This window comes from Dokdonia ponticola (assembly GCF_042653865.1).
Taxonomy (GTDB): Bacteria; Bacteroidota; Bacteroidia; order Flavobacteriales; family Flavobacteriaceae; genus Dokdonia; species Dokdonia ponticola.
This window is the reverse complement of record NZ_JBHSFV010000006.1, coordinates 83158-95769: the sequence shown is the minus strand read 5'-3', so window position 1 is coordinate 95769 and position 12612 is coordinate 83158. Positions and strand designations below refer to the sequence as shown.

9 protein-coding genes are annotated in these 12612 nt (G+C 34.8%); 2 read left to right on the top strand and 7 right to left on the bottom strand.

The genetic code is table 11. The annotated features are described in order from the left end of the window. Positions 1-327: 327 nt before the first annotated feature. The 3 genes from ACFO3O_RS11105 to ACFO3O_RS11095 form a co-directional block, all read right to left on the bottom strand. The gene (locus tag ACFO3O_RS11105; RefSeq protein ID WP_379978734.1) at positions 328-1008 is read right to left on the bottom strand and encodes a response regulator; all 681 of its coding nucleotides are present in this window, start codon (positions 1006-1008) and stop codon (positions 328-330) included. Next, on the bottom strand, positions 1005-1766 hold the full coding sequence (locus tag ACFO3O_RS11100) for a sensor histidine kinase (protein ID WP_379978732.1): 762 nt from the start codon (positions 1764-1766) through the stop codon (positions 1005-1007). The genes ACFO3O_RS11105 and ACFO3O_RS11100 overlap by 4 nt, the downstream gene beginning before the upstream one ends. Positions 1767-2378: 612 nt before the next feature. Then, positions 2379-3050, bottom strand: coding sequence for a hypothetical protein (locus ACFO3O_RS11095; protein WP_379978730.1), 672 nt, complete (start codon positions 3048-3050; stop codon positions 2379-2381). A gap of 624 nt (positions 3051-3674) precedes the next feature. Here ACFO3O_RS11095 and ACFO3O_RS11090 point away from each other — a divergent pair. Beyond that, on the top strand, positions 3675-4649 hold the full coding sequence (locus ACFO3O_RS11090; RefSeq protein ID WP_379978728.1) for a T9SS type A sorting domain-containing protein: 975 nt from the start codon (positions 3675-3677) through the stop codon (positions 4647-4649). A 259-nt stretch (positions 4650-4908) separates the two neighbouring features. On the opposite strand, the gene ACFO3O_RS11085 is transcribed toward ACFO3O_RS11090, so the two are convergent. The 3 genes from ACFO3O_RS11085 to ACFO3O_RS11075 form a co-directional block, all read right to left on the bottom strand. Further along, complete coding sequence (locus ACFO3O_RS11085; RefSeq protein ID WP_379978726.1) at positions 4909-5814, bottom strand: M57 family metalloprotease; 906 nt, start codon at positions 5812-5814, stop codon at positions 4909-4911. A 257-nt stretch (positions 5815-6071) separates the two neighbouring features. Next, entirely contained in the window at positions 6072-8351 is a 2280-nt protein-coding gene (locus ACFO3O_RS11080) for an aminotransferase class III-fold pyridoxal phosphate-dependent enzyme (protein WP_379978724.1), read from the bottom strand. Between the two features lie 71 nt (positions 8352-8422). Next, the gene (locus tag ACFO3O_RS11075; RefSeq protein ID WP_379978722.1) at positions 8423-8842 is read right to left on the bottom strand and encodes a VOC family protein; all 420 of its coding nucleotides are present in this window, start codon (positions 8840-8842) and stop codon (positions 8423-8425) included. Positions 8843-9008: 166 nt separating this feature from the next. On the opposite strand from ACFO3O_RS11075, the gene ACFO3O_RS11070 reads away from it, so the two are divergent. Next, positions 9009-9422, top strand: coding sequence for an Lrp/AsnC family transcriptional regulator (locus ACFO3O_RS11070; RefSeq protein WP_379978720.1), 414 nt, complete (start codon positions 9009-9011; stop codon positions 9420-9422). 185 nt (positions 9423-9607) lie between these two features. Here ACFO3O_RS11070 and ACFO3O_RS11065 read toward each other — a convergent pair whose 3' ends face one another. Continuing rightward, positions 9608-12262 (bottom strand): T9SS-dependent M36 family metallopeptidase, encoded by a 2655-nt coding sequence (locus tag ACFO3O_RS11065; RefSeq protein ID WP_379978718.1) that lies wholly within the window; start codon positions 12260-12262, stop codon positions 9608-9610. Positions 12263-12612 lie beyond the last annotated feature (350 nt).

The window sequence follows — 12612 nt, the reverse complement described above, 5'->3', positions numbered from 1 at the left end:
TTATTATACTTTGGTGTAATTCTAAAAAACTAGTTCCCTATAAGGATAGTAAGAGATTTTGAAACCTAATATTTTTTTAGTGAACTACTAGATCAGTTATAAAGTCGCTTTACAATTGAAGCATACACGACACTTCTGTGCGTTTTTCTGGTGATCCATTTTGATTCTTTAATTGCTCTGCTCATTTTTAAAAAAGTTTTAGTTACTAATTAATAACAAAGCAAGAGGATTTCAGGAGTAAAACATAGGATGCATTTACCTCATTTGACCATTAGAGTAATTACACCTAACCTAAAAAAAGAATTTATAAACTTAAAAATTAACGCATTATCCTAGAAAGTATTCTTTAGGATCGATAAGGTGGTGTTGTACGCTGTAGAGGACTAACCCTGCGGTATTCTTAACGCCTGTCTTTAAAAGAATTCGGTTTTTATGTCCCTCTACGGTGCGTTGGGTGATAAAAAGGCGCTCTCCTATTTCTTTTGCCGTGAGTTGAAGACAGATTAATTTTAAGACTTCCAATTCTCTTTCGGAGAGTAGGCCTTCAGACCCTATGGTTAATTTTGGGGTATTGCTAGAGAGCTGTTCTTTGATTACATCTATCTGCTCTGGCAAGAAATAATGCCCTTTGGCATGCACTTCGTGTAATACTTCTAGAAGAGTATCGGGAGCGATGCCTTTGGGTAGGAAAGCATTGGCACCCGACTTGAGCATAAATCCCATAAAGGACCTTTTATAGTGAGAGGATAAAACCACCACTTTTATAGAGGGGAACTCTTTTTCGAGCACTGCCATGGTATCAATCCCATTCATTTTATCCATTCGTAAATCAAGGAGTACTAGGTCAGGAATCGTGTTGGTTTGTTGTAGAGCTTCTAAAAAATCAAATCCATTATGAGCTGTAATTCCAACATGTATTTTAGCTTTTTCTTGAAAGAAGTTTTTTAATAATTCGACCACAAGTTGATCGTCATCGACAATGGCGAGATTAAAATGGGTAGTATTCATAAGACGGGTCGTTTTATGAGGAGTCGTAAGCTTGTTCCTCTCTCATTTGAAGAAGTGAGTTTGTAGGTACCTTTTAGGAGTTGCATTCTAAGTTCAATATTTTGTAACCCAAGCCCTCCTGATATTTTTGTGGTTTCAAAACCGATTCCGTTATCTGTGATTTTTAAGGCGATGTATTTTTTGGTTTCGCGTAGCGTAAATTCCATTTGAGTCGCCTCGGCATATTTGATGCAATTATTAATCACTTCTTGTACAATACGTATCAATTGTAATTTTACCTCTTTTGGCACTAAAAGAGACGGTTCTTGTGTGATCGTTAACGTCACTGTGTAAAACTCCCTGAGTGGTGACGCCATATCCCGAATCCATTCGGCTATAAGGGTTTCTTCTACCAAAGGAGGCGAAAGATCATGCGAAATCCTACGTGCGGTATCAATACTATCTCTGAGTATTTTTAGTGTGTCAACTTCGGTGCTTTTTGATGCAGATGCGAGCAATACGGTATTCAATTTCCCTATGAGTTCGTCGTGAAGATCGGAGGCGATTCGTTCGCGTTCACGCTCTTGAACTTTGACGCTTGAATCCAATAACTCTTCCTGATGCTTTATTTTTTCGGCACTTAATTTCTCTTGTGCTATGATCATTCGTTTGATATGTAGTTGTACAAACACCACGATAGCCACTCCTAAGAATAGAACGATACAAAAAACGATTGTTATCCAGAAAACTAGCGTTTCTGAATCTTGCCATTGTGCCATAGATAATAGACTAAATATGAATAAAATAATGGCATCGCAATTGCATTAATCAGCCATATTGGAAACATTATTTTATTAGGAGTATTCACAAGAAAATTTACAATTAAAAACCACATACTATTCAGTAAAAAGAATAACAAAACCACACCATTAAACACCAGTTTTCTTTCATCTCTTTGAACCTCATTTTTAATTACTTTCAAGTAATAATATAAGCTTATAAAGATCAGTGCTAAACTATCTATAACTCTACCATAGGATTTAAAATTTTCAGGTTCAAAAGGATTGCAAGTAGCAATGTCTATTATAATAAATACTAATAAGACCCCAATAATAATTTGAAATACTCGGTTACTATTTTTAAATAAAAACTGATGGTATATCATAGAAAATAGTAACAATTCAAAGAAGCCAAAAATGGGTATAAGAATAAGGTTATTATTAACAATACTTCCTAAGTATCTACTAAGCAAATACATTACAAATGCTAGAATAAAGTACAATAAAATACATCTGTCACTTATCTTCAGGGTTTTATAAATGTAAATTCCTAAACAAATACCTATGAAGGAAGTTATAGGAGAAAGAAGGGTTAGTATATCTAACCAAAACTTAATCGTAAGTAGCATTAGCTAGTTCTAATAAATAGAATTGTTCTTTGGGTTCTCTTTGTGTAAAAGGAGGAATTAAATGAATCGTATTATAAAACGTATCCGAAGTATCCTCATGATTTGGATACGTAATTGTGTTATTTGTTTTATCCCATATAATCATATCTCCTACTAGTGAATTTGTTGTATTAGGAATTCCTAACGCATCTTTTAGAGCAAAAAATGCGGTGTAGGTTCTATCATTTTGCAAATATCTTTTAGGAATGACAAACACTTGATGGAGTTCTTCTTTTTGATCTAGTCGTGATTTTAACCAAGTTTCACAATGGTTTTCCCAATTCCCAATACGTAGTTTTGCTTCCTGAGGATCTACGATATCCTTTTTAGGAATAGCTTCAGAAATGATTTCACATTTTGTCACATATTTATGGATGTCTGTCTGCTCTTTTTTATCATTACTAGAAGCTATGAGTAACATCGTCAAAACATCAGATGTGCCCTCTCTTGTCACTGATAAATAGGCATGAATACATTCTTCATTATCTAATATTCCAACATCAGATAGCGTAAACGTAAAGCAGTTTTTTGAACTGAATAGCTTTTGCATCACAGCATACTCAATTCTTGAGGTATCCCACTGTTTTATTGATTTTTTTATCTCTTCTAATTCCATAGTGTAATTTTTTGACGGAAATATTTACATTAATTTAAACACCTCTAAGCTACTATAAATAAGAAAGCTATAAAAATATTTACGGTGATAAATATTTCACTACGGCATGTTTAAAAAATCAGCTCATATCTATCTAAAAAAGTAAAAAGGCATTCTATTTCTATAGGGAATCTGGTTGGGTTTGCTTTCGCGAAAGCGTACCCTGAGAGAATCAAATCATATATGCATAGTGGCATCAACTTATTTTCATTAGGTTTATGTGAATCTTCTGTTCATAGCCATATAAGCTTTATTCTAAATACAGTTATTTTATAATACCTTTTAAAAGAAATAGTAAAGACAATCACACAATTTCGCTGAATCAACTCCTATGATTATAAAATAAACTCTTTTCAACTTTAAAAAGCGCATAACATAAAAAAAACACTTTTATAACATCCCTTCTTCTCTCTAGTTTTACGTAAGAATATGCCATTGATTTTTAAGATGCTAATTCCTAGGCTTAGCGTCTCGATATCATACATAATTACCTTTTATCATATATGAAAAAGGACCTATTTTATAAATGAATAGGACTTGGATGATGTGTCATTGCCGTATCAACAAACAATTAAAACTACAAACATGAAAAAAATTATGCTTATTACTTCCTTGTGCACGGTCGCTGCATTTGGACAAAATCCTACCAAAGTATCAGAGTATGTAAATTCAGGTATGAATGAACAGTCATTTTCTATTGAATCTGTACGGTCTGAAATTTCAAACATTAATACTTCAAGAGCGCAAGCTCAAAACATTACGCTCTTTTCAACAAGAGCAACATTTTTAGAAAACTGTGGTAATGGAGAATTCTTAACTCTTGAAGATTTTGCAGGTTTTACGGGCGGTCCCAATGACTCTGTAGAAGCTTGCAGTCCTATTATTGACGCATCTGGTGATAATTGTTTTCTTGAAGGAGAAATACAAGAAGGTGTTGTGTTTACTAATAGTTTAGCTGACTCTGGGGGAAATATGGTATTCTTTAATGAATCTACAACATTTGGAGTTGATGATCCAGGGGTAGGTGCTGATGTTTTTACAGCATTTACGATCATCAATTTTACTGGAGATTCGCCTGTGACTAGTGTGGGTTTTGATTTGTATTCGCCACTAGGTGATGGCGGCCCTATTGATGCGAGAGTTTTTGGTGAGACAGGTCTCATCGAAACGGTTACTTTTGATGTAGGTTCTACCGCCTTTTTTGTGGGAATCGTTTCAGAAGAGGCTATTGTAAGTATTGAATTAGAAAACCTACAAGGTGTAATTGTAGAACTTGTTACTCAATTTTATTTTGGGAGTTGTGAGGTTCTTAGCGTAGATGATCGTATGCTTTCGTCTTTTGAATTCTTTCCAAATCCCGCTCAAAATGAAGTACGTATTAATGCAGAGACAGCCATTCAAGACATTACTATATTTAATCTTGTAGGTCAAAAAGTTGCTACGTATTTTGTAAATGCAACAGCATCAACAATTGATATTTCACACTTAACCACAGGTGCTTACATTATGCAGGTTTCTTCAAATACTAACGTGGGTACATTTAAGCTCATAAAAGAATAATACCAGTTATTAATTGAATTTACTGGAAAAGAAAACGATGATTTTTTTCTTTATATGAGAAAGAAAACTAAAGCATAGCCTAAGCTACGGTTTCTTTTTTCTTGTGAAATAGAAAGCAAAAAAGGGTGTTTTATTACAGTAAATTCAATTGGTAAATGGTATAAGAATATCTTTTTAAAAAAGTATCAAAAAGAACGCTTCCTGATATCAGGAAGCGTTCTCATTTAATTTTGGGAAATTAAAAATTCTCTAAACCGTTTTAATAAATATTTCTAAGTGCCGTAATATCATTACTGTTGAATTCTCCATCTGTTCCTGCTCTAACGCACGCATTCATTATAGAGGTAAAATCATTTCCTGTTGGGGTCCCTCCAATATGAACAGCTCCATCAGATCCTGCACCTTCATTTCCTTGTAAATTAGCAGGACAACTAATTCTATTAAAGAAGTCTGTATGTCTAAAACCTACTGAATGCCCTATTTCATGGACGATGACGTGCTCAATAGTGTTTAATGGTGCCGATCCTATACCATAGATTTCTACCCATTTGAATGGCTGCCCCGAACTATTTGGAAATCCAGCTACCCCGCCAGATTGACCAGGTCTGTTCGCTGTATTATCATATACTACCATATCTGCCGCATTTAAATTTGACCCGAAGGTTAAATTAAATTGTAATGAAACACCACTTAATCTATTATAATTATCAACCGCCCACTGTAAAGCGGTTCTTTCATTATTATTAAGTGAAAATTGATCATTATTGACATAGCCTAAAATGTCAATAGTGCGATTATTACCTGTTACAAGATTAAAAGTACGGTACTGACGACTTTGATCATCTATAAATTGCATCGCTTTTAATTCCGCTTCGGTAATAACAATATCATGACCTATATAAATACGCTCCTCTACAGTTCCATCTGGTAAATAAAAGTCTCCCTTTGTTACTTCTCCTGAATCGATTTCTAGGTTGGTAATCAGATCTAGTATTTTTTGATCTGTTACAGGTTCTTGAGGTGCAAATTTGTCAATGACTTCTGATGAAGATTCTGTGACGAGATTTGCATCATCTTCAATAGAAACTTCGTCACGTTCACAACTAGAGAACAATAACATGGCTCCTGCCATGAAAAAGAAAATTGATTTTGAATTTGTTTTCATTTTAATAAAGTTTTTGATTAGTAAATTGATTTACACTAAGTTACATACTGTTAAAATTTTCTTAAAATTAAATCGTTGGTATTTATAGTATATTTTAGTTGAAAGTAGTTTTTAATTATAAAAATAAAATGGATGTAACTTTTTCAATTACATCCATTGGTTATATTAGTAAAATAAAAAATATAATCACCTATTAATTAAGTGCTTATAAAAAATATGAGAATTTAAAATAGTCTATAATAGATGATAAAGTCTCATTAACAAATAACACTATTATAATGTTCAAATAATAGTTCACTCAAAGCATCTACCACAGTATCTACGTTTGCTTTGGTAAAACAGAGTGCTGGTTTTGTTTTCAGTACATTATTGTGAGGTCCATCTGTACTGATTAGAATATGACGATCTCGTAGTTCATTTTTAATGGTAGTTGCTAAATCTGTGTTTGGTTTTGTAGTTCCGTCTAACACAATTTCGATTCCTAGAAACAATCCCGAGCCTCTCACATCTCCGATGCATTTATATTTTTTTTGAAGTTCTTTTAAGCATTCTTTATAGTAGTTCCCAACGTTTCTTGCGTTTTCTTGTAAACCCTCTTCTTCAATTACTTCCAACACCGATAAAGCAACAGCACAAGAAACAGGATTGCCCCCAAACGAGCTAAAGAACTCTACGCCTTCTTCAAAAGAGGCTGCAATTTGATCTGTACAAATCACGGCACCCATCGGATGTCCGTTGGCAATGGGTTTTCCCATAATAACGATATCTGGAATCACATTTTGTGCTTCATACCCCCAAAAATGTTCTCCTAAACGTCCAAAACCCGTTTGGACTTCGTCACTAATACAAACACCTCCTTGATCGCGTATCGCTTCATAAACAGGTTTTAAATAACCCGCTGCTAAAGGAATTTGACCCGCACATCCCACCACAGGCTCTGCAATAAATGCAGCAATCGTATGTGCGTGTTGTTGGATTTGCACCACTGCTTCCTTAGCATACAGTTCCCCTGCATTTTGGATTTGAAGGGTATATTTTCCTTTATATGTATCGGGAATAGTAGTTTTGACAATGTAGTCTTTTTGCCCCTGCCCTTTTGGGTTATTGAATTTATAATCACTGATATCAATAGAAGTTTGGGTATTGCCGTGATATCCCGATTCCATCACCATTATCTTTTCTCGGTTTGTATAGGCCTTTGCTAGTCGAATCGCTAGATCACTGGCAGCACTTCCTGAATTGACGAAAAAAACTTTATTGAGCGAACTAGGGAAGGTAGCCACCAATCGTTCTGCGTATGCTGAAAGTTCATCGTATAAATAGCGTGTATTGGTATTAAGTCTGACCATTAGTTGTTGACCTGCCATAACAACTTTAGGATGTGAATGACCTACATGCGGGATATTATTATACGCATCTAAAAAAGTATTCCCATACGCATCATACATATACTGAAAAGCAGATCGGACCATGTATATCGGTTCGTTATAGCTATAGGATACAATCGTGCTTATATGCTTATTTCGTTTTTGTAAAACCACAGCTGTTGTGTCTACTTTTTTTACTGGCAAACCGATTGCTTTTCTGAATTCATTTTCTGCGTAAATAGGATTTATTTCTAATAAGCGATACAACATGCTCCACGCGTTTTTCTCACTAACTGACGCATAGGTGTTATCTGGGTTCACTTTTTTTGCATGTGCCGAATTACAAACACTAATGCACAATCTTGCCGCTATGAGGTAATATAAAACAGACACTTCTATTTCTTGAATAGGAAGTGTATCGTGATAGCTTTCTAAAATCAAACAAGCGCATGGTATAGGATTCTCTTTATCATAACAAGCATAGGTAATCGCCACAGCTAACTCATTGATAAGGTAGGAATAGGCGACATCTCCAAAATCAATGATCCCAGAGATTTGATCATCTTTAACCAAGACATTCCATTCGTTGGCATCGTTGTGAATGAGTTGCTTTCGTAATGATTCTGACAACGGACTTACAATTTCTCGGTATTGAAGAAAAAAGTAGTGTACGAGATTCCGATCGGTTGCATTTGGGATGTCAGGTATGTATTTTGTATTTAATTCAAGAGACGCTATGTCCCATTCCCATCTTCTCGCTTTAATCGTATCATTTGAGAAGTTTTGAAGAGATAGATCTAATTCGGCCAAAAAAGTTCCAAGGGATTGAAATACGGTTTTTGAATGAGCTACTTCCCCTAAAAAAGAACCTTCAAGAAAAGATAGAAGCCTACATATATGGTTCTTGCCATGAACACTTAGAATCTTTACATAAGAAGCATCTTTAAAAGGAATAGGTTTTGGAAACAGCGCTTTCGTAAAAGACTGAAGATGTAAAAGCACTAGATTTTCTGCCTCTACCGCATTAAAAGTTTCCGTATTATTGAGATACGTTTTAAAAATAAACGTTCCCTGCTTGCTTTTTACAAGGTAATTTGAATTATCGTAGCCATTGAGTTTTACGATATCTATTACTTCTAGTCCAAATGCTGCCTGAAGTTGTTCTTTCATTTTTCAATGATAAAATAATAATTACTTAAATCATATAAATATAATTAGTAATTGAATAAGGCTATAAAATACTAATTCTCCACAAACACATGCTTAGCGTCTACATAACTTTTAAACTCTAAAGAGTTATCACTAAAATCTAGTACAAACATAGTTTGCTGTTCGCCGTGTTGCCCTTCATATCTATTTTGAGGTTTTATAATAAAATCTAACTCATTTTTTTGTAGCCGTTCTTTGATAATTTCAAAATGTTTAGGATCTAAAACACATCCAAAATGTGGGATAGGAACTTTAAGGTCTTCAACAAAACCACAAAAATCGAGTGGTGGTCTATTTTCTGATACGTGTGCTGATAATTGATGTCCAAAAAAATTGAAATCTACCCAATCTTTTGTTGACCTTCCTTTTTTACACCCTAATATATCTTGGTAAAACCGTACTGTACTTTCAATATCTTTTACTTTAAATGCAAAGTGAAATGCCGTGTTCATTATTTATAAATTAAATGAATTAAATTACTATTTTCTTTTATAACTTTAACAAATCTTGATAGTATAAAGTTAGAATTAGCATATTTCAGGTGAAAATTGATTCGTTGGCATTAACATCAACTAACAGACGGAACAATCTTATTTTAATGTTTTAGACGTATAATATATGGTAGATTCAATCGATAAAAAACTTTTAGAAATTTTAAAAGAAAACGCACGTTTGTCTTTTGCAGATTTGGGAAGAAAAATAAATTTATCTCCTTCCGCTGTACGAGAGCGCGTCCAAAAAATGGAAGATATTGGGGTGATTAAAAAATATAGTATACAAATAGACAATCAAAAAATAGGCTATGATATTGAAGCTTTTATACTTCTTAAAGTTTTTCAGGGACAACTAAAATATGTGATCCAACAAATAACTAAATTTCCACAAATAACAGAAGCACATAGGATTACAGGAAGTCAAAATATTCATTTAAAAGTTGTCCTTAAAAACCAACTTGAGCTTCAAAACTTGATAGACCAACTAATGAGTTTAGGAGATACCAATACATTTTTGATTCTATCAAAAATAGAATAGCATTATGCTATATATGAGTTATGATTCTTTACTCCTTAGGAGTTTATAATGAATACGCTTTCGCGAAAGCGTACCAAAGATGACTACCCATAAAACTAATACCATCACCCATCAAAAAGTTGGCTTTTGGACATAAAAAAAGCTAGTTCCTAAAAACTAGCTTTTCTATATCATAAAAATTGCGTTTATTGTATGATAAGCTTAGAAGTATAACTATTTGTATCACTACTAATACTCATGATATAAACTCCCTTAGATAATCCTGTTGCACTTACAGAGATCCTACCTTCAAGAGTTGTAGACTTCGTATATACTTGCCTTCCGTTTATATCATAGATACGGATGTTTCCTTCTCCAAAAGTACCTGCTACCTGTACTGTAATGTCTCCATTGGAAGGATTTGGGAATATACTGAAAACAGTATCTAAGTCATTCTCATTTACGCTCAATAAATCTTCACAACTTTCAATTACATCACCAGGAATATCAAACGCCTCTGTTTGATCAAATCTGTTATTAGAACTTCCTTGCTCTGCACTAAAACCTACGCCACGTGTGGCAAATACATTCCAAATAGTACAGGTTGCAAAATCTTTCTCATTTTCGGGAATCATTGTATTTATCGCTACCGCTGCAAGAATACCATCTCTTCCATCTACAAATCCAGGGCTACAGGATTGTAGTTTCATCCCATCAATTACCAATTGTAATGCGATATTATTTCCACCAGTACCATTGTAAAAATCTGTATCAAACCCATACTCATCTATAAATGCCCATGTCATATCCCATAAAATTGTTGACCAAATCGTTCCAATTCCATGTGGTTCTGAGATATTAGCAGCATCTGCTACATCTGCATAGGTTAAATCATTTACTGCAAAGTCTGTACTATAAGGTCTTGGTCTAATACCAGGGCCATCTGCTGGTTGTCCAAAGGCATAGGTACCTATACCTCTTGCTTCTTCTGGAAAATCATCTACCGTCATGGTCATCATAAGACCAAAATAATCAGACCAACCTTCTCCCATCTGCTCTAAATTTTGCAAACAGCCCACATTATTTGGACCTCCGGTTAATCTATTAGAAATTCCATGTGCATATTCATGTGCAACAACACCATTATCTAAGCTACCATCTATTTGAAAAGAACCCGTATTAAGTAGAGAAGCATCAATACTCTCTCCAGCTTGAAGCGCTGTGATAATAGCCTCTCCATCTGTTTGATTTACCATAATACTAGGAATTGTCACTTGATCTCCTACGGAGCCAGCCGCCATGGTTATAGGAGCACCTGGCACATTGTTCACCATGATAACAGCGATAGCGCCTTCATTTTCGGCCGCGAGTATTTTTACGCTAAAGTCGCAAGAACCTCTTCGTATAACAACAATATTTCCATCAAGCGCTGATCCGTTTACAATAGAATCACAGCCATCTAATGGATCTGTAGAGTTCCCTGAATCATCATCTTGAACAAGCGCAAGACTTCCTAACAAAGGTGTGTCTTCTGGTAATTGACCTCCGAAGTTAGCTGGCAACCCCGTATAACCACCATCGAGGGTTCCTCCATTAATAGTAAGGATTTCTGCTGGAGCATTAGAAGGATTAAAAAGCCCCACTCGCATTCTAGGATTATTTCCATCTGGCGGCGTACCAAAAAAAGCACCTCCAAACGAATTTCCTTCTTGAGATTCTGCGTTTACAGAATCACTTTGTCCACCTCCATTACCGTAGTTATTTTCTTGAAAATTTCCGCTTTGTTCATCAAAACCATATTGATATGCGATATCATGTAAAACATTATTCCAATAAAATAAGTTTGTAGTAGCGGCCTCTACCGTATTTACAGGGTCTGTATTAAAATTGTACTCAAAATCAAAATTCAATTCTGCACCTCCATCTGGCGAATCCCCCGGAGCATCATCTGGATTCATATCTTCATAAGCATATACGTTGTTTCCACGGGTGATGGTAAACTCTGCCCCTTCGACACCATTTGTATCATGCCATCCAAAAGGAGAAGCAACTACATTTTGTGGGTTAACAACTAGTTCATTTCCTCCATGATTAGGACTCTCTACAGGAATAGGGAATACATTGTATTGTTCTCCCGTAAGCAATTCATTGGCTGTCACATTTTGCCTATTTACACCAAAACCTATATTAGCTAGACTAGAGGATTTTACTGTTTGATGATTGTGACTTTCAAATGTGCAACGCACTACCCAATCATGTTTCTCAAGAAGTTCCCCCGTTAAAGCATCTACGCGAACACTATACCAGTGGCTTTGATCTATAGTATGAACACTTAGATCCCAAGCAAGTTTAAGGGAATCATCTTCTGTAGTTTGATATACTAATTTAACAGGAATTTCCTCTAAAGACACACTACCCTTTGAAAGAATAAATTGCTGAGAAGACAACATTTGAATTACAGAAAAATCAGAAGCTCCAAGTTCTAAAATAGCTACTGCACTAGATACAGCTTGAACAGGTGTTAATACAGGTGATGCTGCATTTGCCTTGGAAGCAATGTCTTTTTGCAAATTGTTTGCTAGATGAATAAGAGTGCCCTCTTTAAAAGCTGCAGTAACATTTCCATTAAAAACTTCAATGTTATTTACTGTTTGAGTAGCATAGACATGAGTAACATTACTTTTACGTGAGAAAACCTCATCTGTAATCTTCAAACCAGAAATATCCTGATCTGTAATTCCGAGTGATGACTTGTTGTTGCGTAAGTGATCTTTGATCATTTTACCGTAATCTTGTGCATTTGCAAATGTTGTAAATACAAAGACACATAGAGTGACTATTAATTTGTAGGATTTAAGCATATTTTGTTATTTTAAATTTATCTAAATGTACTTTTCAAAAACCGCCTTTAAAAGTGAAATGAACGGCAACTCTTCCATAATTCAGGGCAAATAAAAATATTTAACTCTAAAAAAAATTGATTCGTGTTTTACCTTTAATACACAGTATTGATATATAAAATCACACGTGTCTGAATATTCTTAAAAGGATTCCCATCGTAACGCATTAAAAGGTCTGTTATACGCTTTCGCGAAAGCATACAAAACATGCCTAGAAAAGGGACTAGATCCCCATCTAACATTGTGACAAACTATCAATCCCGCCGAAAAGCGGGATTAGTTCAACTAGCTATTTTGAATGCGCCCTTTGG

Excerpts from the sequence above, each read along its gene's own strand:
- ACFO3O_RS11090 (WP_379978728.1), top strand. The coding sequence starts at position 3,675 with ATGAAAAAAATTATGCTTATTACTTCCTTGTGCACGGTCGCTGCATTT.
- ACFO3O_RS11070 (WP_379978720.1), top strand. The coding sequence starts at position 9,009 with ATGGTAGATTCAATCGATAAAAAACTTTTAGAAATTTTAAAAGAAAAC.
- ACFO3O_RS11095 (WP_379978730.1), bottom strand. The coding sequence starts at position 3,050 with ATGGAATTAGAAGAGATAAAAAAATCAATAAAACAGTGGGATACCTCA.
- ACFO3O_RS11080 (WP_379978724.1), bottom strand. The coding sequence starts at position 8,351 with ATGAAAGAACAACTTCAGGCAGCATTTGGACTAGAAGTAATAGATATC.
- ACFO3O_RS11085 (WP_379978726.1), bottom strand. The coding sequence starts at position 5,814 with ATGAAAACAAATTCAAAATCAATTTTCTTTTTCATGGCAGGAGCCATG.
- ACFO3O_RS11065 (WP_379978718.1), bottom strand. The coding sequence starts at position 12,262 with ATGCTTAAATCCTACAAATTAATAGTCACTCTATGTGTCTTTGTATTT.
- ACFO3O_RS11100 (WP_379978732.1), bottom strand. The coding sequence starts at position 1,766 with ATGGCACAATGGCAAGATTCAGAAACGCTAGTTTTCTGGATAACAATC.
- ACFO3O_RS11075 (WP_379978722.1), bottom strand. The coding sequence starts at position 8,842 with ATGAACACGGCATTTCACTTTGCATTTAAAGTAAAAGATATTGAAAGT.
- ACFO3O_RS11105 (WP_379978734.1), bottom strand. The coding sequence starts at position 1,008 with ATGAATACTACCCATTTTAATCTCGCCATTGTCGATGACGATCAACTT.